Genomic DNA, 23216 nt, shown 5'->3' on the forward strand with positions numbered 1-23216 from the left:
AGGCCGCCGCCCGAATTCTTCCTGGGGAGCCGAACCATATGGCCTCGATTGAACTGCGCAGCCTGAAGAAATCCTTTGGTGCAGTCGACATCATCCACAATCTCGACCTCAAGATCGGCGACGGCGAATTCGTTGCTCTGGTCGGGCCGTCCGGCTGCGGCAAGTCGACCTTGCTGCGCATGATCGCGGGCCTTGAAATGGCAACAGCGGGCGACATCCTGATCGGCGACAAGCTCGTCAATGACCTCAACCCGCGCGAGCGCAACATTGCCATGGTGTTCTAGAGCTACGCGCTATACCCGCATATGACGGTCGCGCAGAACATGGCTTTCAATCTCAAACTGTCCGGCAAGTCGAAGGCCGAAATCAAGGCACGCGTCGATGAGGCGGCGCGCATGCTCGATCTGACCGCGCTGCTCGACCGCCGCCCAGCCCAGCTTTCCGGCGGACAGCGCCAGCGCGTCGCCATGGGCCGTGCCGTTGTGCGCAACCCTGCAATCTTTCTGTTCGACGAACCATTGTCGAACCTCGATGCCAAGCTCCGCGTCCAGATGCGTGCCGAGATCAAGTCGCTGCATCAGAAGGTGGCGACGACTTCGCTCTATGTCACCCACGACCAGCTCGAAGCCATGACGCTTGCCGATCGCATCGTCGTTTTGAATGGGGGGCGTATCGAACAGCAAGGCAGCCCGCTCGATCTCTATCGCAACCCGGCAAATCTTTTCATGGCGGGCTTTATTGGTTCGCCAGCCATGAATTTCCTCGAGGCGACAGCCGTTTCAACCCCGAAAGGATTGGCCGCGAAGCTGGCCGCCGGCAATTTGCTGCCGCTTGCAACAGCTTCTGCGGCGCTGAAGGAAGGGCAGGCGCTGACGGTCGGCATTCGACCCGAGCACCTGACGCCCGTTCGTGAAGGCGGTCTCCTCTCCGGTGCGACCCGTATTGTTGAGCCGACCGGCGCACAGACCCATGTGATCTTCAACTATGCCGGGCAAGACGTCGTGGCGGTCGTGGATGGCATGCATGACGCAGCCGTGGGGCGACGGTTCGACGTATCGGCAACAGCAGGCCAGATATATGTTTTCGACAGGCAATCCGGCATTCGGCTTGGTCACTGACAAGGTCACATGATGACGTCTGTAGCTTAGGCTAATTTACAACTTGACCGAGCAAGCATGATTGTCGCGACAACGCCGACGATCTTTCGCGCGTAAAGAAAGCGTTTATCTTTCCCGCGTGCGGATATTTGCACGCGCTTCCGTGGTTATGCTATTTCTACCTTCACCTTAAGGTGAAGCGATGCGGAATTTATACCGTTTATGGAACCGGCTCTTACGTCCAAAGACTTGGGGAGTCGGGGCGAAGACGGACGGTTTTTCCTTAGGCGACCCTCTCTCGGTGAGCGAAGCGCGCCTCGCGGATCATTTGACGAACACCACTGACATCGTTTCATTCTATGACCGCGACTTCCGCCTGACCCATTACACCACCAAGCTCAAGAGCATCCAGGGTAACGTGGTCGCGGCAGGCGCCGCGGTCTGGGAAGTCTATCCAGGGTTTCTCGACACGAGGCTTCGCGGCGAGCTTGACCGCGTGCTTCATGGCGGCTCTCCGACGACGATCGATCTTCGTGCCTCTGGCGATGAAACGCCGCGATCGGCTTTCGTTTTTGGCGTCGTGAATGGTGTGGGGATCATTGAATCCCGGCAAACCGGGCAGGGCGGACGGACGATTGCCGAAGAGCAGGAACATGTAACGCTCCTTCATCAAGCGACACACGACGTTCTGACCGGCCTGCAGAACCGCCGGCGCTTCAGTGAGCGGCTACAGCAGGCTTTGAGTGCGGTTGATGATTCGCTGGAGAAGGTGGCCCTCCTGCAAATCGACCTCGACGAGTTTAAGGCGGTCAACGACACGCTCGGCCACGGCGCGGGTGATGCCTTGCTCCAACTCGCCGCTGGTCGGATACAGGACACGCTGCGAGATGGCGAATCAGCTTACCGGTACGCGGGCGACGAATTCGCCGTCATCCAGTCGGGAAAGGAGCAGCCTGGCGAAGCTGAACGTCTTGCGGGCGCGCTGATCGACGCGCTCAAGGCGCCATTCGTGATCAACGGCATTCCGGTGTTCATCGGCGCTAGCATTGGCATCGCTTTCGGGCTGGAGCACGGAACCGAAAGCGAGCAGTTGATGAAAGCGGCCGACATTGCGCTCTATGCGGCCAAGAGAGACGGGCGCGGCTGTGCACGGATCTTCAATCGCTCGATGCTGCTTTTGCTTGAACAACGCGAAAATCTGCGACGGAGCCTGCGAATGGCGCTCGAGCGCAATGAGCTTTACCTGGAATATCAGCCTCTCTTCAGCACGCCTTCGTCAGTCGTCGGCTTCGAAGCATTGTTACGCTGGCGTCATCCCGAGATCGGCACAATCCCTCCGGGTGTGTTCATACCGATCGCCGAAGCCGACGGCCTGATGGACGAGATCGGGCGCTGGGTGCTTGAGGAAGCCTGCCGCGAAGCAACGACGTGGCCTTCTTCACTGACGGTTTCGGTAAATTTGTCTCCGGCGCAATTCCTCAGCGGGTCGCTTACCGACAGCGTTGCTCAAGTCATCGATGCCGTCGGGCTGCGTGCCGACCGGCTTGAATTCGAAATAACAGAGACGGTTCTGCTTGAGCAGACGATCGACAATCTCGACACGCTTAACACATTGAACGTGTTGGGTATTCGGATCTCGCTCGACGACTTTGGCACCTACTACTCTTCGTTGAGCTATCTTAAGAACTTCCCCTTCGATACGTTGAAGATTGACCAGTACTTCATAAACGACCTTGAGACCGACCGGAAAAGCCAGACGATAGTCCGGTCCATCATCGGTCTTGCCCATGGACTGGGGATAAGCGTCACCGCCGAAGGCGTCGAGACAAAGGGGCAGGCGCGGTGGCTGAAGAAGGAAGGCTGTGACTGCCTGCAGGGCAATCTGCTGGGACGGCCGATGGGAGGGGAGGCGGCGCGCAATTTCGTCCGGCGCTCGGCGCATATGACGAGCAGCGGAAAGGAGGAGCGAAATCGAGCAGTTTAGACTGCGCCTAGCATGTGAATCTGCAAGACTGCAAACAGCGAGGAATGAAGATGATTGTTGCCTCTCGCGATACCGATTTCGGACCGATGATCCAGGTCGACATGGAAATAAAATCCTTCCTGTCGATGTGGCTGTATTGCGATCAGATATCGTCCTACCTGGCACGAATGGTCAGCCATAACCGCTCCGACTCCGTGCGGCACTCAAACCTCTTCTCTTCCGTGGCGAACGAATTGCTGGAGGTTGCGTTTCGCACGCGCCATCCCGACGGCGAACTGGCATGCAGGGTATCGCGGCAGGGCCGGGTGGACAGGATCGAGTTGACCTTCCCCTGCACGCCCGAAGAACGGCAATTCTACCGGGAAGCGCTGTCGCAGATCGTCGGATCGGAATCCGGGGATCGATACATGAATTCGGTTTCCGGCGACCTTGCGCCGAGCCGCGAAGTCGTTCTCCTGGAACTGGCCGTTGACTACAAAGCGAAGCTCCGGCTCGAGGAAACAGAGGCTGACACGATCAAGCTGGTCGTGGATCTTCCGCTCGAGGACCTGCCCAGTGAACCCGTATGACCTGATTCCGCGCTTTCGAGCGCAATACGACACAAACAATCAGGAGTTTTCCATTTCCGGAGTGGTTCGGCCCCAGTCGATCGACGAGCTTGCGCCCAGCCTGACGCTGCTGAAAGATTCCATTTCCCGTGTGCGTGGCATTCTATATGTGAATATCAGGCGCCTGACGCAGATGAACAACACTGCGTTTCACGCCTTCTCGCGGGTCATCATCGACGCCTGCCGCACTCGGCCCGATCTCAAATTCGTCGTCATCACGTCAAGTGTGGTTGGGTGGACGACGCGAAAGTTCGGCCGATTGCACGGGCTTGAGCCGAACATCACGGTGGAGGAATACGACAGCCAGTTTTATCCCGGGCAGAGTTTCCTTGAAGAAGGTGGCTTCATTCCCATCCTGCGCACGCAGACCAAGATGACGTGGCGCCACGAGCGCAAGATTTTGCCGCGCCACGGCATGCAGCCGGGCATCGTCATGGCTGACATCTGTTGCGGCATCGGCGATTTCGCGGTGCTCGTGCAGAAGGAGTTCCAGCCGGCGCGGATCGTTGCCCTCGACCATTCCAGATCGAGTCTCGACTATGCTCGCAGCGTCGCGGCGGATTTCGACATACGGGGCATTGAGTATACCTATGGTGATGCGTCCGAAATGCTGCTCGAGGATGATCAGTTCGATCTGGTCACCTGCCGGCACTCGCTCCAGATATTCAATCGGCCTGAGCTCATTCTCAAGGAACTCTACCGGATATGCAGGCCAGGCGGGCGCGTCTACATCACCAATGAGAAGAATTCGCACTGCCTCGGCGAACCGCGCGCCGACAGTATCCAATGGACCTACAACGAGGTCGCGAAACTGTTCAAACATTTCGAGATGGATGTCGAACTCGGGCCGAAGAGCCGGCGATATCTGGTGGAGGCGGGTTTCGAGGACATCCGTGTTGAGTCCTTCATGGTCACCAATGGTGATGGCGATCCGCAGGACTTCGCCGACGTCATCACGGCCTGGGAAAACGTCTATGCCGGCGATATGGCGGTACGGCGCGGGGACGATCCAGAGATGATCGAGCGTTTTCGGCAAGGCTTCCAGGATCACATTTTTGCGGCGCTGCATCCGAAGGGTTATGCTGGTTGGCCAATCTGGGTCGCATCGGGGCGTAAGCCGTCATGAACGCAGAAAGTGAGCGGACACCGCGGTTCGGCCTGCGCTCTTTTCGAGCCAAATTCATACTGGTTGTTGGCGGTGCCGTCCTGTTCGACCTGCTGGTGAGCGGCGGGCTGGCGCTGTGGAATGTCCAGAAGCTGTCGCGGGATGCGACGTCCGAAGTCGGCGAAGGCCTGACGCAGGCAAACCAGGAATACATCCTGTCCTATGCCAACTCGACGGCCTCGCGCGTCGATCTCCTGCTCGACAGGGTGTATGGAGATGTCAAGGCCCTGGCTGGTGTTCTGCAAGGCCAGATCGATGATCCGGCAAGGCAGGAGCAGATCGGCGCAAGTCTGGCGCATCAGGCGCCCGCCTCGGTCGATGTTGTTTATGATCCCAAGGGTGAGTGGGCGCAGAACCTTCCGGGCGCGCCATCGGTGGTGAGCGTCTGGGGCTATCTATTGGGGCCTGATCACCGTCCGCTCCCCGCCGTCCAGAACGAAATCGAGGATAGCGCCGTTCTGGATCTCGTCGCGCCGAGCCTGCTTGCCGGCGGATCGTCAAAGCTCCAGATGTATTTCATCGGTCCGAAGGAACGGCCGATCTTCCGGACGGCTCCCTATACGGACCAGGCCCAGACATTTGACCGTCTCTATCCCGGTCACAACAAGGCCGACTTCTGGGAATTCTTCTTTCCCGGAATCTACGGCTCCTGGCAGCAATGGGCTGCCAACCCGGCGTCGCGTCCAGTTGCGGACGATATCACACAAACTGCACCCTATACCGACGCGATCACCGGCAAGCTGATCGTCAGCTTCTTCAGCCCGCTGTGGACGCGTGACCGCACTGGCGTTGCCGGAACGGCGGGGGCCGACATCACGCTCGATCAGCTTGCCGAGATTGTCGAGAGCGTGAAGATCTCAGATACCGGTTTCGGCTTCCTGACCATGTCGAACGGCAATGTGGTAGCCATCAACCCGGCCGGCGAATCGGTCATCGGCCTGAAATCTTCTAGCGACAAGGCTACGCAGGGCGTCACCGGGCTGGAGCGGTCGCTGCGCGGAAGCACGCAGCCTGCCATCGCCTCCCTGCCGCTCGACAGGAACAATGATGGTGCGATTCAGCACATAATGCTCGACCAGCAAGGCGAGAACGTTCCCTACATAGTGGTTCTCAAAAAGCTCAATCCGACGAATCTCTGGAGCTCCGGGCCGGTGAAGCCCGAGACGATGTCAGTGGGTATCGTCGTGCCGGAACGGGAAATCTATGCATCGCTGTTTGCCGCACAGAGCAGCATTTCGCGTGCGACGAACCGTATCCTGCTCTATCAGATCGCGGCAATCGCCCTCTCCCTTCTGATCGTCTTTGCCGCGGTAGCCGGAATCTCGAAGAGAATTACCGCCGGCCTCAGTGCGCTCGCCGGTGCTGCCAAGCGGCTTCAGGCAAAGGACTACTCCGTCCGGGTCAACATTCCAACGCGCGACGAGGTCGGAGAGGCGGGGGCCGCTTTCAACCGTATGGCCGAGCAAATCAGCTTCCATACCGAAAACCTGGAACAATTGGTCGACGACCGAACCAAGGAACTCGAGGGCGCAAACAAGGAAATCTCGGCCCTGAACAATAAGTTGCGCGACGAGAATGTCCGGCTCGGTGCCGAGCTCGCTGTTGCTAGACACATACAGATGATGGTCCTGCCGAAAGCAGGCGAACTCGAAGCGATGCCGCAGGTGGAGATTGCTGCCTATATGCGGCCTGCCGACGAGGTCGGCGGGGACTATTATGACGTTCTGCAGGATGGAGCACACGTCAAGATCGGGATCGGCGACGTGACCGGGCATGGGCTGGAGAGCGGCGTCCTGATGCTGATGGTCCAGTCCGTCGCGCGCGCCTTGCAGGAGACGGGCGAGGGCGATCCGCGGCAGTTCCTGGATCGCCTGAACAGAGCGATCTTCAAGAACATCGAGCGGACGAACACGGACAAGCATCTTTCGCTGGCCTTCCTCGATTTCAGGGATGAACGGGTGACGTTGTCGGGCCAGCACGAAGAGGTTCTGGTCGTGCGAGGCGCTGGCGAGGTCGAGCGCATCGACACGATCGATCTTGGCCTTCCGGTTGGGCTGGAGGAGGATATCAAGCCGTTTATCGCCACACGCGATATCCCCTTCGCCAGCGGCGATGTCATCGTTCTTCATACCGATGGTGTGACCGAGGCAGAGAACATGGAGGGCAAGCTGTTTGGTCTGGACCGCCTCTGCAAGAGCGCAAGCGAACATCACGGTGGCAGCGCGGAGGAGATCAAGACCGGAATCATCGATGATCTGATGGCCTATATCGGAACTCAGAAGATCCACGACGACATAACCCTCGTGATCATGAGGCATAGGTAGATGACAACGCTTTTTGGAACAGCCGACGTTGCAATCGGAATGGGCGGAGGCCTCAGTCGCGTGCGACTTTTCGATGGACCGTTGGAATTGAGTTGGCACCATTGCGCCACGACGTCGGATTTCATTGCCGATCTGTTTGCCGTGCGCTTTCAGGCATCCCGCAATGACTATAGGGAAGTGCGGCACAGCATCGGCTATCTGGTCAATGAACTCATCGAGAATGCGGTTAAGTTTCGCGCTCCGGGTGAGATTATGGTGGAGGCGTCGATGGACGCGGAAACCTTCAAGGTAAAAGTCTCCAATGTCGTCGAAGGTGATGTGGCCTCCGGTTTCCAGGGACTTCTGTCTGAGATAACGGTCGGTGATCCCGGCGATCTTCTCATTCAGCGCATCGAGGCGAACGCCGCCGATCCGGAGATGACTGGTTCGGGCCTTGGGCTTTTGACCTTGATGAGCGACTATGGCGCACGGCTGGCCTGGATTTTCAGCCCGACGGATGAAAATGATCGTATTTGTCTAGAAACTTATGCTTCTATCCCTATCTCGCAAACCCATAATTGAGCGGAACAACGCCACGCCATGGAAATAAAGACAGAAGACTACCGGGTATGGGCTGACGGAAACGATATTTATTTCGACGGCATCATGCGGCTGGCCAGTTCGGCCGAATATGCACCTATTCTGTCGCTGGCGATGAGCGTTCTTGCCGCCGAACCGCCTGCGATAACGCTCAACCTGACGGACCTGCAGTTTCTCAACTCGTCCGGCATCAATCTCCTGGCGAAATTCACCATCGAGGCACGAAAACATCCCGGCGTGCGTCTGACGGTGCGGGGAACGTCGGAGATACCGTGGCAATCGAAATCATTGCCCAATCTCAAGAAACTGCATCCCGATCTGACGCTGTTGGTGGGTTGACTGACGGGGACGCCGTCAGCTCCCCAAAGCCTTTAGCCAGTCTTCGAACGACCCGGCTTTTTCGTGCTCGGCCAAGGAGTTCGAGTGGGCGGGCCGAAGCCAGGCCTCGGCATTGCGCGCTTCGCGGGGGCTATAGCCGAATTCCTTGCTAAACGCCCGGCTGAAATTGGCAGACGAGTTGAAACCGACTGCCTCGGCAATATCGATGATGCGCCGGATATCCACCGGGTCGCTCAGGGCGGCGTGCGCTGCCAGAAGCCGCCGCCTCTGGATGTAGTGCGCGACCCCGCCGCTCGGCTCGAACAATTGATAGAGCCGCGAGCGCGAAACGCCGAGTGCCCGGCACATCACCTCCGGTGTCAGGTCAGGCGCGTCGAGATGGGTCTGGATGTAACGGCGCGCCCGCTCCATCAGCGCCACGCCCGTCAGGTGTTCGAAAGCTGCGTCGTGCTCGGCTGGCGACGAAAGACCGGCAATGATGATATCGCGCGTAGCCTGCACGACGCGGGGCAGATCATCGGCGGCCAGATTCCGCAGCCTTGCTTCGATGCCATTGACGTAGCTGATGAGGAGATTGGCGAAATTGTCCGACAGGACTGAATTGTTCTTCGCATCGAAGGGCGCCGTAGCATCGGTAAACAGATCACGGGGCAAATAGAGGCAGAGGCTTTCGGAGTCCGTCGCGCGTCCGCGAAAGGGATAGCCAAGCGATCTGATCTGGACGCCACCCGGTGGAGCTTCGACGACACGGCCGTTGACCTCTGTCCAGGCCCGCCCAGTGCGCGGCAAGACGACGTTCCAGTGATCGATCGAACTGGATCGAAGCTTCGCGGCGGATCGCACGTAGCTGTGGCCTGGAACGGTCTGTTGCACGATCAGCATGCGGCCAAGGTTCCAGGCGGTGTGGTCGGCCGGGAAGCCGTCGTCGATGGACTTGTTGTCCGGCAGCTTTACGTCCACGAGCGCTGCCACATGCGCCTGCCAAGCCGCAAACTGCTGTGTCGGCTCTAGCTCCCGGGTCGAAAAAACGAGCGGTTCAAGCGCTGGCGGTCCGGGTGAAGCCATTTGCTGCCGATCGTCGCGCGGCCAACGGCGTCTCTCGCGGTGCGGGTGCTCGCTGAGCCCTTCCGACGCGTCGTTTGGTTTAGTCACTTCCCCATCAGGTGGTGCCATATCCGAATCCGGTTATGCCCCAGCCCCAGTTAATTATGTGGCGTAGTTTCTGGATATAGCAAGATGTTCTGCCCAGCCCCGCCGGGCGGGCGCTTTGATCGGCCCCGGGCCGCAAGTTCAGATCATAACGGGTGGGAGCCTTACGCCGGTCGGTCAAGTAGGCAACTCCGTCGTATTAGCTCAAGATATGTATTCCATGACAATATTTTGGATTCGAAGATAACGACATAGTGGCTCCCATTGCATATAAAAACACAAGAAGGCGGAGGAAATGCTTCTTCGAAATTTTTAAAACTTGTCCGAAACCTTCAAGTAAACTGAAGTGCGTAGCGTAAAGAGTAACTGCGTATCTGGGTAGCTGTATTTGTGTAGATCGCAAGCTTAGAAAGCGTATCGATCGAACTACAAGTATAGCAAGGGCATTTGGGGTTAATTATGACAATACTGCGTTCGGTATCGGCGACGTCTGTCGCCGAACCAAGGTCGAGTGATGTCCGCATTTCTCGCCCGGTTCTGGCGCCGCGCCGTGTCCTTGTGACGGGCGGCGCCGGTTTTCTAGGATCACATCTGTGCGACAAGCTGCTTTCGCAAGGACATGAAGTTCTTTGCGTCGACAATTTCCTGACGGGCCGTTTCAGCAACATCGACCACCTCAGAAACAACCGGAACTTCAAGGTTCTCCGCCATGACGTCGCGCAGCCTTTGGCTGCCGAGGTTGACGAGATCTACAACCTGGCCTGCCCGGCTTCGCCGCCGGACTATCAGGCCGACCCAATTCAGACGATGAAAACCAGCGTGCTCGGCGCACTCAACCTGCTTGAGCTGGCAAAGGAACGCGGCATCCGCATCTTTCAGGCTTCCACCTCGGAAGTTTACGGCGATCCGCACGTCCATCCGCAGCCGGAATCGTACTGGGGCAACGTCAATTCGTTCGGTCCGCGCTCCTGCTATGACGAAGGCAAGCGCTGCGCCGAAACGCTGTTCTTCGACTTCCACAAGCAGCATGGTGTCGACATCAGGATCGCCCGCATATTCAACACCTACGGTCCTCGCATGCGTCCCGATGACGGCCGTGTCGTCTCCAACTTTATCGTGCAGGCGCTACAGGGTGAGGACATAACCATCTATGGCGAAGGCTCGCAGACACGTTCGTTCTGCTACGCCGATGATCTTATCGATGGCTTCCTGCGACTCATGACATCGCCGAATGCGCCGGCTGCTCCCGTCAATCTCGGCAATCCAGGCGAATTCACCATTCGCGAGCTTGCCGAGCAGGTGGTCGATCTCACGGGCTCGCGTTCGAAGATCGTCTATCGTCCGCTGCCGGTCGACGATCCGCGCCAGCGCCGTCCCGATATCTCGCTTGCAACAAGCGCACTGGGCTGGTCGCCGAAAGTGGCGCTGACGGTCGGCCTGCAGAAGACCATCCTCTATTTCGATGACCTGCTGACCCGGGAATCGCGGAAGCTCGCGGAGACGGCATGATGTCCACGCACCGCGTTCTGGTGACCGGCGGCGCCGGTTACATCGGCAGTCATACGGCGAAATTGCTCAGCGCGAAGGGCCTGGAGCCTGTCGTCTACGACAATCTGGTGACCGGGAACCGCTCGTCGGTGCGCTGGGGACCGTTCGTTCATGGCGACATTCTCGACACAACGCATCTGGCGCAGACGCTGATGCAATACCAGCCGCAGGCGGTCATCCATTTCGCCGCCTCGGCCTATGTCGGAGAGTCCGTCGAAGATCCTTCGAAATACTATCGGAACAATGTGGCGGGGACGCAGTCGCTTCTGAACGCCTGCCGTCTGGCGAAGGTCGACAAGATCATCTTTTCCTCGAGCTGCGCCACTTATGGCGTGCCGGCGACCCTTCCGATCAAGGAGACGACGCCGCAGGCTCCGATCAATCCTTACGGCAGGACGAAGCTGATCGCCGAGCACATGCTGCAGGACTATGCCGCAGCCTATGGCCAGCGTTACGTCGCCTTACGGTATTTCAACGCCTGCGGTGCCGATCCGGATGGCGAACTCGGTGAATGGCATGATCCCGAAACGCATCTGATCCCGCGCGCGCTGCTTGCGGCGGGCGGCAGAATTGCGCACCTGACTGTCTTCGGCCATGACTATGAGACAGCCGACGGCACCTGCATTCGCGACTACATCCACGTCAACGATCTGGCGCGCGCCCATCTGCTTGCCTTCGACTATCTGAATGCCGGCGGTGAAAACCTGGCGGTCAATCTCGGCACAGGCAAAGGGTCTTCCATCCGGGAAATCCTGGATGCCGTTGCAAGGACCACCGGACGGGAAGTTCCGATAGAACTCCACCCCAGGCGCGCCGGCGATCCGCCCACGCTTTATGCCGACCCGACCCTGGCTGAAAAGACCTTGGGGTTTTCGACCGAGTTTTCCGATCTCGACACGATCGTACGCACCGCCGCTCCCTTCTTCGGGCTGGAGGCACGGGCGTGACGACGTCAACAGCCATGCGCGCGACGGATATCGGCGACCGGGCAACCGAACCGCTGATGGTTTCGCTGCTTACCGGCTATGGCCGCGCCGAGTTTCTGGCTGGCGCCTGTGTCTGGCTCGCCGCGCTCGTTTACTTCTGGGCGTGGTGGATCGATCCCGCGCACTACCTTGGACTTTTCGGGTTTCTCGCGGTTTCGCTGCCGCTTGCCTGGGTCACTTTTCTGCCGGGCTATTTCCTTGCCATCTTCTATCGTGCCCGCAAGCCGAACGGCCCGCTGCGGCTGCCGGCGGGCAGCCGCGTCGCCATGGTCGTGACCAAGGCGCCTTCGGAACCGTTTTCGGTGGTGGCTGTGACGCTAAAGGCAATGTTGGCACAGGGCGTGCCTCACCAGACATGGCTTGCAGATGAAGACCCCTCGACTGAGACGCTCGACTGGTGCCGGCAGCACGGCGTGCTCGTTTCGACGCGCAAGGGCAGGGCCGACTATCATCGCGCCACCTGGCCGCGCCGCACGCGCTGCAAGGAAGGCAACCTTGCCTTCTTCTATGATCACTACGGCTATGAACTCTATGACTTCTGCGTCCAGCTGGATGCCGATCATGTTCCGGAGCCTGGCTATTTGCGCGAGATGCTGCGTCCGTTTGCCGATCCGGCTGTCGGGTATGTCTCGGCGCCGAGCATCTGTGATAGCAACGCTGCCGAGAGCTGGTCGGCGCGTGGACGGCTCTATGCCGAGGCCAGCATGCATGGTTCGCTGCAGGCCGGTTACAATGGCGGTCTCGCCCCGCTCTGCATCGGATCGCACTATGCGGTACGCACCGCGGCGCTGAAGGAAATCGGTGGTCTCGGGCCGGAACTCGCCGAGGATCACTCGACCACGCTGATGATGAACGCATATGGCTGGCGCGGCGTTCATGCGCTGGACGCGATCGCCCATGGCGATGGCCCGCGCACCTTTGCTGATCTCGTTACGCAAGAATTCCAGTGGTCGCGAAGCCTGGTTACGCTGCTTCTGCAATATTCTCCGGTCTATGTTCCGCGGCTGCCGATGCGGCTGAAGCTCCAGTTCGTGTTTTCACAGTTCTGGTATCCGCTGTTCGCGCTCTTCATGGCGCTGATGTTCGCCTTGCCGATCGTGGCGCTGGTTCGTGGCGAGAATTTTGTCAGCGTTACCTATCCCGGCTTTCTGGCGCATTTCGCTCCGCTTTCCGCGATCCTGATCCTTCTGGCCTATCGCTGGCGGGCAAGCGGCTCGTTCCGGCCGGTCGACGCCAGGATCTTGAGCTGGGAGTTCATGCTCTTCCTCTTCGCGCGGTGGCCCTGGGCGCTGGCGGGAACCATCGCCGCCATTCGCGATTGGCTCACCGGCTCGTTCGTGGACTTTCGCATTACGCCGAAGGGCACCTCGGAAGTCGATCCGCTGCCGCTGCGCGTCCTGGCGCCCTACGGCTTCCTCTCGATCGCCTCGGTGGTCCCGGTCCTGCTGGTGAAGGATGCGAGCGATGCGCGCGGCTTCTACATCTTCGCGATCATCAATGCGGCGCTCTACGCAATATTGCTGCTGGTGATCGTGGTCCAACACTCTCGCGAAAACGTCGTCAGGGTTTCGCATCGTTCCTATCGGTCGGCGATGGCGGCAGGCCTTCTTTCGCTTTTCCTGCTGCCGGGCATGGCAACTGCCGAACGCGGCCTGGATGGCTTGGAATCTCTGGCATTCGGTTTCGGCCGCGTCAGCCTGTTTGATGAGAAATATGCCGTCGCCGGCGCGGGAAATGGCGGCGAGGCTCTTCGCAAGATCACGTTCAGACCCCGGTGGCTCAGCGATGAGCCGCGTTTCAATCACTAGACCACAAGTGCGCCAGGGAGCGCTGAAGATCATGAAAATTGCAGTCATCGGAACCGGATATGTCGGTCTTGTCAGCGGAACCTGCTTTGCTGAATGGGGCAACACGGTCGTCTGCGTCGACAAGAACGCGGAAAAGATCGCGCAACTCAGGCAGGGCAAGCTGCCGATCTACGAGCCGGGCCTGGAAAAGCTCGTGCTTCGCAACCATGCGACCGGCCGCCTGGTCTTCACGACCAGCATCACAGAGGCGATGGCTGGCGCCGACGTCGTTTTCATCGCGGTCGGCACGCCGCCGCGGCCCGGCCATGGCGATGCCGATCTCTCCTTTGTCTATGGAGCGGCAAAGGAGATCGGGCATGCCTTGGAAAGCCACGCGGTGGTGGTGGTCAAGTCGACGGTTCCGGTCGGCACCGGCGATGCCGTCGAAAAGATCATCGCAACCATCCGCCCCAAGGGCAGCTTCTCCGTCGCCTCAAACCCTGAGTTCCTGCGCGAAGGATCGGCGATCGACGATTTCCTGTTTCCCGACCGTGTCGTCATCGGAATCGAGGATGACGTGGCGCGTGAGAAAATGGCCGTGCTCTACAGTCCGTTAGCGGATGCAAAAACGCCCATCGTCATCACCCAGCGTCGCGCTGCCGAACTCATCAAATATGCGTCGAACGCGTTCCTGGCGACAAAGATCACCTTCATCAATGAACTCGCCGATCTGTGCGAGCAGGTCGGCACCGATGTCGGCGAACTGGCTCTCGGCATCGGGCTTGACCATCGCATCGGCAGGGCCTTTCTGAAGGCGGGACCGGGCTATGGCGGCTCGTGCTTTCCCAAGGACACGCTGGCGCTTCTGCGGACGGCCCAGGACTACGGCGTCGCCCTGCGCGTCGTCGAGGAAACCGTCGCCGCCAACGAGGCGCGTAAACGCAAGATGGCGCTCAAGGTTCTCGACGCGGTCGGTGGCGATGTCGACGGCCTGACGATTGCGGTGCTCGGCCTGACCTTCAAGCCGGACACCGACGACATGCGCGAGGCGCCGTCCCTGGCGCTGATCGAAACCCTGCAGCGCTTCGGCGCCAACGTACAGGCGCATGATCCCGTCGGGATGGAAAACGCCGCTCGCATCCTCGAGAACGTCGCGATGTTCGACGACCCTTACGAATGTGTTCGCGACGCGGACGCCGTGGTTGTCGTCACGGAATGGGAGAGCATCCGCCAGCTCGATCTCTATCGCCTCAAACAAGCGATGCGGTCTGCGATCATGATCGATCTTCGCAATGCGTTTGGGCGGGGCGCGGCACAGGCAGCCGGCTTTCATGTATCGAGTATCGGTCAGCCTGTGCCGCAGCTATCCGGCATCATGTCGGGCGAGGTCCCTTCGGTCTCCGGTCATAGGCCGGTCCGGCAGGAGTCAGGATCTGCGCCGATGTCACATGCCGTATTGACCGAAACGGCGCGGGAGGGCTGACGCTATGGCAACGTTCTTTAATTCAACCAGCAAAACGAAGGGCATTCGCTTACGGTGGCGTCTTGTCGTCGGATCGGCGATGGTTTCGATCCTTGCTATCGCCGGTGCGGCGCAGGCCGCCGACAGCGAAGCCTCGGTCCTGCCGCATGGTGCGCAGGCCATGACCAGCGCAGAGCTTTACATGCTCTACCGCGACAGATCGTGGCAGTGGAGCGACGGCGCGGGGCGGATGCAGTCCGATGGACGCCGTTTCACCGCCTGGGCCGGATCAGGCGATAAGGCCACCTGGGCAGAAGGGCGCTGGACGCTCTCAGACAACGGCCAGCTCTGTTTCAAGGCCCAATGGCACTCCTCATCCGGCGTCGGCCCGGCCACGACCTGTTTCAGTCACAAGCGGGTCGGCGGCACAATCTATCAGAGGCGGGAGCCCGCGCAGGCCTGGTACGTCTTCAAACATGCGACGCCCGCGCAGGACGACGAATTCAACAAATTGGTCAGGGGCGATCTGGTCTCCTCGAAACTGCAGAAGATCAGACCCACGATCAAGCCTGAGAAACCTCGTTTAGAGGCCAACATCAACTGGAGTATTCAGCCATGAGTAAGAGCAGAAAAAGCGCTTCACTGGTGATTGCGCTCTCATTCGCCTCGCTGGCCCTGTCAGGAGCAGTGCTGGCCGCGAGCAAACCCCGCGGTCTTCCCGGCAGTGTCACGCAAACGACGGGCGAGGCTACGGACAAACGCCCGATCATCACGAACAACTCGATTGTTTTCGGGGCATATGATCCGCACGGCGATTTCGGTGACGATCCGAATTCGAAGATCGAACATCTCTTCCTGCCCTGGGAAGACGTCGATCTCTCCACGCTGGCTCTCGCAGACGAGTATGCTCTGCAGCGCGGGCGGTCACTCCTGATAACGGTCGAGCCATGGTCGTGGTCGGTCGACTGGCGTGTAACGTCGGACGAGCTTTTGAAGGGAATATTGGCCGGCCGCTATGACAGCTATATGGCGTCGGTCTGTTCGGCGGCCGCAGATCTGAAAAGCCCGGTTACCATTCGCTGGGCCCAGGAAATGGACGAAACAAATAACCAGTTCACATGGGCTCACTGGGAACCGAAGAGTTATGTTGCTGCCTACCAGCGAATGATCACGGTATGCCGCGACCATAACAAGACGGCGAAATACATGTGGTCGCCGCTGGGGAATCCCGACATGGGTGATTTCTATCCAGGCGCCGACTATGTCGATGTCGTGGGCCTGACCGTCTTTGGCCTGCAGCAGTTTGACAAGGATAATTTCGGAAAGGACCGAACCTTCGCAGAGGCACTCGAGCCCGGCTATCGCCTGGCCGAGGCCTACGGCAAGCCAATCGTCGTGGCCGAACTCGGTTACGAGGGCGACCAAGGGTATGTCCGCAACTGGGCCGAAAACGTCGCCAAGTCCAATCCCGCATTCCCGAAGCTGACGAGCGTTGTCTATTTCAACGATCGTGAGGTCTATCCGTGGCCGGGCAATTACGGCCGTCCGAACTGGCGGGTCGGCGGACCGGCAGTGAACTAAGGCACCTCAAATCAACTCAGGCAACGAGAACGATCATGAAAAAGCTTTCAACAGTCATGGCCCTGGTAGCCATAGGCATGGGTTTTGCCATCCAGGAGGCAGCAGCAGCGGCCCCAAGCAAGGACAGTGTGGCCGCTCAATCTGCCGAGCCTCTTTCGACGCAAGAGGTTTATCGCCTCTACGCCAATAGGTCGTGGATGTGGAAGGACGGCTCCGGCTATTTCCCGGCAAAGGAACGCCGTTTTGTCGCCTCGACCGGCAACGGCAGCAAAGGTTCTTATGCGGTCGGGCGCTGGTTCATTACCGATCCGGGAAAACTCTGCTTTGACGCTAAATGGTATGCCAAGGACGGCGCGTCCTCGGCTCTGACCTGCTTCAGTCATCGCGAGAAGAACGGGGTTGTTTTCCAGAAGCGGGAGCCTGACGGCGACTGGTACGTCTTCAAACATGCGCGAGCGCAGGCAGGCGACGAGTATCGCAAGCTGCGTCTGGGCAACTATGTCGATGCTCGTTTCAAGCGGGTCGAGGCGCGGCTATCGGGCAGCAAATAGGTCCCCGACAGAAACATCACTCTCCTGCGACGCCGCGTGACGGATGAGCAGGAGAGCGTCGGGCTACCGGAATTTTGAGTGTATGGAGTGACGGGCAATGGGGGTGGTTTGGATGGAAAGAGATCGGTCGAAAGGTCGCTGGACGCGCGAAGAACTGAAGCAACTGAAGCAACTGGCGGCCAAGCGCGTCGATTTGAACGCGATAGCAAAGGAACTGGGAAGAACCCCCAGTGCTGTCCGTACCAAGGCGACGCAGCGGGCTATTCCGCTCAAGGGTACAAAAAAGATCGGACTCGTTTGAGCGACACCTCTATGCCGCCCGAATGTCGCCGAGAATTTAGAGCGGTTCGGCTTCTAACAGAAACGCCGACACCCTCTCAGGAGCCAAGTCTGGAAGCGATCGCCAGTCGAACGCGAACACTTCGCGCTGGGCGGCCTTGATGTTGATATCGCCCAAGGCTCCGCGGATATAGGCCATGGCGTCGGGCGCCGGATGTCTCTCGCCGCGCTTGACTAGAATCGCCGTGAGCGGCGGCAGTCCGCGATCATGCAACGCGTGGAGGACGACCTCCAGTTTCTTGCTCAGACCGCGACCAGTCGGATGGTTCCAACCGACGGAGTCTCCCACCTGCTGATACGTCGCACGCGTTTGCCGCATCGCTTTTTCCGCAAGGAAACGTGCGATCTCGGTTTGCACAGAATCCATCGGTCTCCCCCATTCTATCACTATGATGAATCTGCTTCGGCTGCCTTGTGTCACGCTGGCCTGCGACTAATAAGCCTTGCTTAGACGTTCAACGCAATCTATATTCTGTTCAACACAGGAGATTCTGATGGTTGCGCAAACACGGAACGCTGCAGAAAGCGAAGCAAAGGTCGCATCGACCCGCAATAAGCTCGTGCTCGAGCAAGCGAAAGCCGCCGGACTCCTTGGTGCCGCGAAGAATACCCGTCTTTCGGGGCGGGTGCCCTCGGAGTTGATCGAGGCGGCCAAGAAGCGCGCCCATGTCACCTCGGACACGGAGCTGTTGGAACTGGCGCTGTCGCGCCTGGCCCTCGAAGATGACTTTGGTGCCCGCCTGATTGGACGTAAGGGCAGCATCCCCGCGGACATAGATCTTGGGGTTTGATCTTTCCGAAACCCTCCGATCACTTAAGCCGCAAAAGTACAACGGAACGCTGGAGCGCAGGGCCGATGACGATCTCCCATGGATTGCTGACGAAGCCGCGATCGGGGGGCCGATGTTTCTGGATACGAGCGTCTATCTGGATGTCCTGCAGGGACGATCGCCGGTTGAAGTCGATAGGCTGCTTACCTATCGCCGATGCCACCATTCCGCTGTCTGCCTGTCCGAGCTGACCCACGCCTTTGGTCGGCTGGACCCAAAGCATGCCTCCACAAAAGCTGTTCTCGAGACGATTGTAGCCACGGTAAAAGACATTCCGGACCATCGACTTCATGCGCCAGACGCAGCCATCTGGGGGCAGGCCGGCGTGTTGGCGGGCCTACTCTTTCGGCTGAGCAATCTGCCAAAGGGCGAGGGGCACGAACGCCGCTTCATCAATGACGCCCTCGTGTTCCTGCAGGCGCGTCAGCTGGGCGCGAGCGTACTGACCGGCAACGTCCGCGACTTTGATTTCCTTACCCAGATCATACCGACCGGACGGATCATTCTGTATCGAACTGCGTCGGGACCGAGATCATCATGAACGATCCGGTCGGCCCTCCTGTCGATATTCTCGACGAACTGGGCCAGTTGGGCCGCGCGCCGGCAACTGACGTCAATTACCTGCAGAACACGGCGCAACCTCTTCGTTCCACCTCGCTCAAAACGCTCCGCTCTCGCCACACATATTCACCGCCCGCAGACCATGGCGGAGTGGAAAGCCGAGACCGTGGTCAGCTGACAACAGCGCCGCAGGTCTCAGCGCGTTCATAGCCAGACAACGTAACATGCCCGCTCTAGCTGATCGGATCCAAATCCCGCAACTGCGATGGCCCAGCTCGGCCGCAGTTGTGGTCTGGACTATGATGCAGAGCCGCGAAGAAAACAGCTTGATGTCCGGCCAAATCCGCTTGGCGTGCAGATATAGGGCGCTCGGCCCGCATAGACACCGCTGGTCAGCCTGACCGGCAACACGCTCTTGCTCGCCTTCTCCTGTACTACCGGCTTCTTGTCGATCAAAAGTTCAGGATAGCCGGAAACATTGGATACCGATGATGTCGTGGCAGACATATCTGGCGATGATGTGCACCCAGCTGTCACTGCTGCAATCGCAGCGCAGAAAAATGCCATCCTCATCGTACGACGGCTACGAATTTCCATGCGGTATTCTTTGACGTCGAACCTGGAATACTTGGATGCAAATGACAGAGACATGATTTTCTAATTCCCCCATAATTCTCACGATTATTCATACGCGAAACAAATTTCGGGGCATTTAAAGTGATGCGGAGAATACAAGGATTATTGGTAACGGGAAGGTAGGGTTTGTAGAAAAGTCAGGTCGTGAACACCTTTCGATCAATCAAATCCGAAGGGCGGCGTCATTCGCTTGCAGAATACAGAAACGGCCCGTCCATGACGGGCCGTTTTTCATTTGGTGATGCGCCGGTTTACTCGGCAGGCATCAAGGCAGGTTCGGCAGATCGCCCGCCCTTGGTTGTGCCCAAGGCGATGGCGAGCTGTTCGGTATCCAGCTCGTTTTCCCAGCGGGCGACGACGATGGTTGCCACCGCGTTTCCGACGAGATTGGTGAGCGCCCGGCACTCCGACATGAAGCGGTCGATGCCGAGGATCAGCGCCATGCCGGCCACTGGCACGGACGGTACCACCGAGAGTGTTGCCGCTAGCGTGATGAAGCCTGCGCCGGTGATGCCGGCGGCACCCTTCGAGCTCAGCATCGCCACCAGCAGCAGCAAGATTTGGTCGGTCCAGGAAAGCGGGATGTCCAGCGCCTGGGCGATGAACAGTGCTGCCATCGTCATATAGATGTTGGTGCCGTCGAGATTGAAGGAATAGCCGGTCGGGATGACTAGGCCGACGACCGATCGCTTGCAGCCGGCCTTTTCCATTTTGTCCATCAGGGCTGGCAGCGCTGCTTCGGACGACGACGTACCAAGCACTAGAAGCAGCTCTTCCTTGATGTAGCGGATCAGCGCCAGGATCGAGAAGCCGTTGTAGCGGGCCACGGCACCGAGAACCACCAGCACGAAGAGAAGTGCAGTGAGGTAGAAGGTGCCGATCAGCATGGCAAGATTGGCGATCGAGCCGATGCCGTATTTGCCGATGGTGAAGGCCATGGCGCCGAAGGCGCCGATCGGGGCGGCCTTCATCAGGATGGCGACGAGCTTGAACATCGGCGCCATCAGCGCGTGCAGAAAGTCGGCGACCGGCTTGCCCCTGTCGCCGACCATGGCGAGCGCCAGGCCGAACAGAACCGAGAAGAACAGCACCTGCAGGATATCGCCTTCCGCAAACGCGCCGACGATCGTCGTCGGGATGATGTTGCTCAGGAAGCCGGTGATGGTCTGCTCATGCGCCTTTTCGGCGTAGGTCGCGACGGCCTTGGGGTCGAGCGAGGCCGGATCGATATGCATGCCGGCGCCGGGCTGGATCACATTGGCGACGATGATGCCGATGACCAGCGCGAGCGTCGAAAAGGTCAGGAAGTAAAGCATCGCCTTGCCGGCGACACGGCCGACTTTCTGCAGGTCCGTCATGCCGGCGATGCCGGTGGCGACGGTCAGGAAGATGACTGGTGCGATGATCATCTTGACGAGCTTGATGAAGGCGTCGCCGAGCGGTTTCAGCTGGGTGCCGAGCTCGGGATAGAAATGGCCGAGCAGGATGCCGGCAATGATGGCCGCAATGACCTGCACATAGAGATGCTTGTAGAAAGGCGTTGCGCCGCGCGGCTCGACAGCCGCGCCCGTTGGGGCTGCAATCATGATGTCCTCCGTTTTGGCTCAGCTCCGGATAGTTCCGGCCTCCCGAGCCCTCTAGCGTCAAGTCCAACGGGTCTGCCGTTGTTGAGGACTAGTGAGCAAAGCCCGTGCCAGTTTTGGCGCGATCAGCCTTTTCATTGATATTAAACGATAAAACATTGACGGGCGGCCCTCCGGGCGGCCGTTTTGTGCGAAGTATCGCCCAATTTCGATTGAGGTTTGTGCGAAATCATGCACAATTCTCTGATGGTAATTTCCGCGAGCGTCCCGTCATCGACTGCTGGAGCCGGTCCATCTGCGCCCGGTCGTCGGGCCTGGTGGGTATTCGGCGCGGTTGCGGCAGCTGTCATTGCGGGAACGCTTTGGATTGCCGGCGAGGTCGCTTCCAGCAGAGCCATCGTAGCACTTGAGGCCCAGGGCCGGACGGACGCCAATCTCAACGCCGCTCTATTGCGCGCGGTTCTGGAAAAACAGCGTGCGCTGCCTCTCGTGCTTTCGCAGGATAGCGAGCTTCAGACCGCGCTCGCTACGAAGGATGCGAGTGCCTTCACCCAGCTGAACCAAAAGCTCGAAGGGCTTGCGGCGGGAACGCAGTCTGCGGTCATCTATGTCATCGGCCTCAACGGGATCGCCGTTTCGGCAAGCAATTGGCGCGAACCGACGAGCTTCGTCGGCAATGATTACCAGTTCCGTGAATATTTCCAGCGCGCAATGACTGAGGGAAACGCAGAGCATTTTGCGCTCGGCACTGTCAGCAAACGGCCGGGGCTCTACATCTCCCGCCGCGTGGACGGTGCATCGGGACAGCTGGGCGTCGTTGTTGTCAAGCTGGAGTTCGATCAGGTCGAGGCGGATTGGAACGCTACCGGGCGCGTAACCTACGTCGTCGACCGCCGCGGCATCGTTCTCATCACCAGCTTGCCGTCCTGGCGATTCATGACGCTCAGTGAGATCGCGGCGGACAAACTCGTTGCCATTCGCGAGAGCCTGCAATTCGGCGACGCCCCATTGAAGCCGTTGCCCTTCGAGACCGACGCTGCGGTCGGCGAGGATGCCACGCTCCTTCGCGTAATCCTTCCCGGTAACGCTGGGCGGACGGATTTCCTTGAAGTCAGAACGCCCGTACCGACTACGCCCTGGCAATTGCGGACCCTCATGCCGATCAAGCCGCAGGTGCCCGCCGCTGTCCGTGCAGCGCGAACGGCGGCATTGCTTGGCGCTGTCTCGCTTTTGGCCTTTGCCGGCGTTCTTCTGAATCGGCGGCGAAGGGCAGCGTCGCGAATTGCCGAAGCGCAACACGCCCGCGACGAGCTGGAGCGCCGGGTTACGGAGCGCACCCAGGATCTGAGCCTCGCCCGCGATCGGCTTCAGGCGGAAATCAGCGATCACCGCAAGACGGAAGCCACCTTGCAAACGGTTCAGCAGAATCTCGTCCAGGCCAACCGGCTGGCGATCCTCGGGCAGGTGGCGGCAGGGGTCGCGCACGAGATCAACCAGCCGGTCGCGACGATCCGCGCCTATGCCGACAACGCCCGCACCTTCCTCGAGCGCGGGCAAACGCAATCGGCCGAGGAAAACATGAACGACATCGCGGCCTTGACCGAACGCATCGGAACGATAACCGGCGACCTGAAGGCGCTGTCGCGAAAGGGACGCGGCGTGGCTGAGCCAGTGGTGCTCAAACAGGTGATCGAAGGTGCGCTCATGCTGCTGCGCAGTCGGTTCGCAGGGCGCATGGACGCGCTCGACATCGCGCTTCCACCCGAAACTCTGCGGGTCATGGGCAATCCGATCCGGCTCGAGCAGGTGCTGATCAATCTTTTCCAAAATGCGCTGGAAGCTGTCGGGCCGGATGATGGCGGCCGCGTCGAAGTGCGCGCGAACGAAACCGGGGACACGGCGACGCTGACGGTTGCCGACAATGGTCCCGGCATTCCCGCCGAAATCCGCGAAGACCTGTTCATGCCCTTCAACACGTCCAAGGAGAACGGGCTTGGACTCGGTCTCGTCATCGCCAAGGACATCGTGAGCGATTATGGCGGCCGCATCGAGGTTGAAAGCGACGCCAGCGGAACGCGCTTCAGCGTTCATCTGAAGAAAGCCTGAC

General features: G+C 59.4%; 21 protein-coding genes and 2 pseudogenes. 19 read left to right on the top strand and 4 right to left on the bottom strand.

Features of this window, described 5'->3' with window-relative positions; all coding sequences use genetic code 11:
* The first annotated feature begins 38 nt into the window (after window positions 1-38).
* The 7 genes and pseudogenes from ugpC (at window position 39) to BM413_RS25915 (ending at window position 8096) form a co-directional block, all read left to right on the top strand.
* Window positions 39-1118: pseudogene (gene ugpC, locus BM413_RS25885) on the top strand (sn-glycerol-3-phosphate ABC transporter ATP-binding protein UgpC).
* A 181-nt stretch (window positions 1119-1299) separates the two neighbouring features.
* Entirely contained in the window at window positions 1300-3081 is a 1782-nt protein-coding gene (locus tag BM413_RS25890) for a putative bifunctional diguanylate cyclase/phosphodiesterase (RefSeq protein ID WP_091917748.1), read from the top strand.
* A 50-nt stretch (window positions 3082-3131) separates the two neighbouring features.
* A complete protein-coding gene (locus BM413_RS25895) occupies window positions 3132-3650 on the top strand; it encodes a ubiquinone biosynthesis methyltransferase UbiE (RefSeq protein ID WP_175544441.1) in 519 nt (172 codons plus the stop codon).
* The gene (locus tag BM413_RS25900) at window positions 3637-4815 is read left to right on the top strand and encodes a class I SAM-dependent methyltransferase (RefSeq protein ID WP_091917749.1); all 1179 of its coding nucleotides are present in this window, start codon (window positions 3637-3639) and stop codon (window positions 4813-4815) included. The genes BM413_RS25895 and BM413_RS25900 overlap by 14 nt, the downstream gene beginning before the upstream one ends.
* Entirely contained in the window at window positions 4812-7178 is a 2367-nt protein-coding gene (locus tag BM413_RS25905) for a SpoIIE family protein phosphatase (RefSeq protein ID WP_091917750.1), read from the top strand. The genes BM413_RS25900 and BM413_RS25905 overlap by 4 nt, the downstream gene beginning before the upstream one ends.
* The gene (locus BM413_RS25910; protein ID WP_175544442.1) at window positions 7179-7739 is read left to right on the top strand and encodes a slr1658 superfamily regulator; all 561 of its coding nucleotides are present in this window, start codon (window positions 7179-7181) and stop codon (window positions 7737-7739) included.
* 18 nt (window positions 7740-7757) lie between these two features.
* Entirely contained in the window at window positions 7758-8096 is a 339-nt protein-coding gene (locus tag BM413_RS25915) for a slr1659 superfamily regulator (RefSeq protein WP_091917751.1), read from the top strand.
* A gap of 15 nt (window positions 8097-8111) precedes the next feature.
* On the opposite strand, the gene BM413_RS25920 is transcribed toward BM413_RS25915, so the two are convergent.
* The gene (locus BM413_RS25920; protein ID WP_244538027.1) at window positions 8112-9161 is read right to left on the bottom strand and encodes a helix-turn-helix domain-containing protein; all 1050 of its coding nucleotides are present in this window, start codon (window positions 9159-9161) and stop codon (window positions 8112-8114) included.
* A gap of 543 nt (window positions 9162-9704) precedes the next feature.
* On the opposite strand from BM413_RS25920, the gene BM413_RS25925 reads away from it, so the two are divergent.
* The 8 genes from BM413_RS25925 (at window position 9705) to BM413_RS25960 (ending at window position 17461) form a co-directional block, all read left to right on the top strand.
* The gene (locus BM413_RS25925; RefSeq protein ID WP_091917753.1) at window positions 9705-10754 is read left to right on the top strand and encodes a UDP-glucuronic acid decarboxylase family protein; all 1050 of its coding nucleotides are present in this window, start codon (window positions 9705-9707) and stop codon (window positions 10752-10754) included.
* Window positions 10754-11740 carry a UDP-glucose 4-epimerase GalE gene (gene galE / locus BM413_RS25930; protein ID WP_091917786.1) on the top strand — a complete coding sequence of 329 codons (987 nt, stop codon included), beginning with the start codon at window positions 10754-10756 and terminating at the stop codon, window positions 11738-11740. Before BM413_RS25925 ends, galE begins: the two co-directional genes overlap by 1 nt.
* A gap of 14 nt (window positions 11741-11754) precedes the next feature.
* Window positions 11755-13587 (top strand): glycosyltransferase family 2 protein, encoded by a 1833-nt coding sequence (locus BM413_RS25935; RefSeq protein ID WP_091917754.1) that lies wholly within the window; start codon window positions 11755-11757, stop codon window positions 13585-13587.
* Window positions 13588-13618: 31 nt separating this feature from the next.
* Window positions 13619-15049 carry a UDP-glucose dehydrogenase family protein gene (locus BM413_RS25940; RefSeq protein ID WP_091917755.1) on the top strand — a complete coding sequence of 477 codons (1431 nt, stop codon included), beginning with the start codon at window positions 13619-13621 and terminating at the stop codon, window positions 15047-15049.
* Window positions 15050-15053: 4 nt separating this feature from the next.
* Window positions 15054-15647, top strand: coding sequence for a DUF995 domain-containing protein (locus BM413_RS25945; protein ID WP_244538028.1), 594 nt, complete (start codon window positions 15054-15056; stop codon window positions 15645-15647).
* The gene (locus BM413_RS25950) at window positions 15644-16609 is read left to right on the top strand and encodes a glycoside hydrolase family 26 protein (RefSeq protein WP_091917756.1); all 966 of its coding nucleotides are present in this window, start codon (window positions 15644-15646) and stop codon (window positions 16607-16609) included. The genes BM413_RS25945 and BM413_RS25950 overlap by 4 nt, the downstream gene beginning before the upstream one ends.
* Window positions 16610-16644: 35 nt before the next feature.
* Window positions 16645-17160 carry a DUF995 domain-containing protein gene (locus BM413_RS25955; protein ID WP_091917757.1) on the top strand — a complete coding sequence of 172 codons (516 nt, stop codon included), beginning with the start codon at window positions 16645-16647 and terminating at the stop codon, window positions 17158-17160.
* Window positions 17161-17257: 97 nt separating this feature from the next.
* Window positions 17258-17461, top strand: coding sequence for an SANT/Myb-like DNA-binding domain-containing protein (locus tag BM413_RS25960; protein WP_091917758.1), 204 nt, complete (start codon window positions 17258-17260; stop codon window positions 17459-17461).
* 36 nt (window positions 17462-17497) lie between these two features.
* On the opposite strand, the gene BM413_RS25965 is transcribed toward BM413_RS25960, so the two are convergent.
* Window positions 17498-17866, bottom strand: coding sequence for a hypothetical protein (locus BM413_RS25965; RefSeq protein WP_091917759.1), 369 nt, complete (start codon window positions 17864-17866; stop codon window positions 17498-17500).
* Between the two features lie 127 nt (window positions 17867-17993).
* Between BM413_RS25965 and BM413_RS25970 the strand changes: the two genes are divergently transcribed.
* The 3 genes and pseudogenes from BM413_RS25970 to BM413_RS32735 form a co-directional block, all read left to right on the top strand.
* The gene (locus BM413_RS25970; protein ID WP_091917760.1) at window positions 17994-18290 is read left to right on the top strand and encodes a hypothetical protein; all 297 of its coding nucleotides are present in this window, start codon (window positions 17994-17996) and stop codon (window positions 18288-18290) included.
* The gene (locus BM413_RS25975) at window positions 18280-18870 is read left to right on the top strand and encodes a type II toxin-antitoxin system VapC family toxin (protein WP_091917761.1); all 591 of its coding nucleotides are present in this window, start codon (window positions 18280-18282) and stop codon (window positions 18868-18870) included. Before BM413_RS25970 ends, BM413_RS25975 begins: the two co-directional genes overlap by 11 nt.
* Window positions 18871-18963: 93 nt before the next feature.
* Window positions 18964-19068: pseudogene (locus tag BM413_RS32735) on the top strand (IS6 family transposase); the annotation flags it as partial.
* A gap of 119 nt (window positions 19069-19187) precedes the next feature.
* Here the strand turns inward: BM413_RS32735 and BM413_RS32740 are convergent.
* Entirely contained in the window at window positions 19188-19541 is a 354-nt protein-coding gene (locus tag BM413_RS32740; RefSeq protein WP_139238652.1) for a hypothetical protein, read from the bottom strand.
* Between the two features lie 236 nt (window positions 19542-19777).
* On the bottom strand, window positions 19778-21112 hold the full coding sequence (locus tag BM413_RS25980) for a dicarboxylate/amino acid:cation symporter (RefSeq protein ID WP_091917762.1): 1335 nt from the start codon (window positions 21110-21112) through the stop codon (window positions 19778-19780).
* 243 nt (window positions 21113-21355) lie between these two features.
* Between BM413_RS25980 and BM413_RS25985 the strand changes: the two genes are divergently transcribed.
* The gene (locus BM413_RS25985) at window positions 21356-23215 is read left to right on the top strand and encodes a sensor histidine kinase (RefSeq protein ID WP_091917788.1); all 1860 of its coding nucleotides are present in this window, start codon (window positions 21356-21358) and stop codon (window positions 23213-23215) included.
* Window position 23216 lies beyond the last annotated feature (1 nt).

This window comes from Mesorhizobium sp. YR577 (genome assembly GCF_900116595.1).
In the GTDB taxonomy this organism is placed as follows: domain Bacteria; phylum Pseudomonadota; class Alphaproteobacteria; order Rhizobiales; family Rhizobiaceae; genus Mesorhizobium_M.

Bases quoted from the DNA above. Each gene is read 5' to 3' on its own strand.
- BM413_RS25935 (WP_091917754.1), top strand. From the start codon at position 11,755: ATGCGCGCGACGGATATCGGCGACCGGGCAACCGAACCGCTGATGGTT.
- BM413_RS32740 (WP_139238652.1), bottom strand. From the start codon at position 19,541: ATGTCTCTGTCATTTGCATCCAAGTATTCCAGGTTCGACGTCAAAGAA.
- BM413_RS25960 (WP_091917758.1), top strand. From the start codon at position 17,258: ATGGGGGTGGTTTGGATGGAAAGAGATCGGTCGAAAGGTCGCTGGACG.
- BM413_RS25970 (WP_091917760.1), top strand. From the start codon at position 17,994: ATGGTTGCGCAAACACGGAACGCTGCAGAAAGCGAAGCAAAGGTCGCA.
- BM413_RS25965 (WP_091917759.1), bottom strand. From the start codon at position 17,866: ATGGATTCTGTGCAAACCGAGATCGCACGTTTCCTTGCGGAAAAAGCG.
- BM413_RS25895 (WP_175544441.1), top strand. From the start codon at position 3,132: ATGATTGTTGCCTCTCGCGATACCGATTTCGGACCGATGATCCAGGTC.
- BM413_RS25940 (WP_091917755.1), top strand. From the start codon at position 13,619: ATGAAAATTGCAGTCATCGGAACCGGATATGTCGGTCTTGTCAGCGGA.
- BM413_RS25985 (WP_091917788.1), top strand. From the start codon at position 21,356: ATGGTAATTTCCGCGAGCGTCCCGTCATCGACTGCTGGAGCCGGTCCA.
- BM413_RS25945 (WP_244538028.1), top strand. From the start codon at position 15,054: ATGGCAACGTTCTTTAATTCAACCAGCAAAACGAAGGGCATTCGCTTA.
- BM413_RS25910 (WP_175544442.1), top strand. From the start codon at position 7,179: ATGACAACGCTTTTTGGAACAGCCGACGTTGCAATCGGAATGGGCGGA.
- BM413_RS25955 (WP_091917757.1), top strand. From the start codon at position 16,645: ATGAAAAAGCTTTCAACAGTCATGGCCCTGGTAGCCATAGGCATGGGT.
- BM413_RS25950 (WP_091917756.1), top strand. From the start codon at position 15,644: ATGAGTAAGAGCAGAAAAAGCGCTTCACTGGTGATTGCGCTCTCATTC.
- BM413_RS25915 (WP_091917751.1), top strand. From the start codon at position 7,758: ATGGAAATAAAGACAGAAGACTACCGGGTATGGGCTGACGGAAACGAT.
- BM413_RS25980 (WP_091917762.1), bottom strand. From the start codon at position 21,112: ATGATTGCAGCCCCAACGGGCGCGGCTGTCGAGCCGCGCGGCGCAACG.
- BM413_RS25890 (WP_091917748.1), top strand. From the start codon at position 1,300: ATGCGGAATTTATACCGTTTATGGAACCGGCTCTTACGTCCAAAGACT.
- galE (WP_091917786.1), top strand. From the start codon at position 10,754: ATGTCCACGCACCGCGTTCTGGTGACCGGCGGCGCCGGTTACATCGGC.
- BM413_RS25925 (WP_091917753.1), top strand. From the start codon at position 9,705: ATGACAATACTGCGTTCGGTATCGGCGACGTCTGTCGCCGAACCAAGG.
- BM413_RS25905 (WP_091917750.1), top strand. From the start codon at position 4,812: ATGAACGCAGAAAGTGAGCGGACACCGCGGTTCGGCCTGCGCTCTTTT.
- BM413_RS25920 (WP_244538027.1), bottom strand. From the start codon at position 9,161: ATGGCTTCACCCGGACCGCCAGCGCTTGAACCGCTCGTTTTTTCGACC.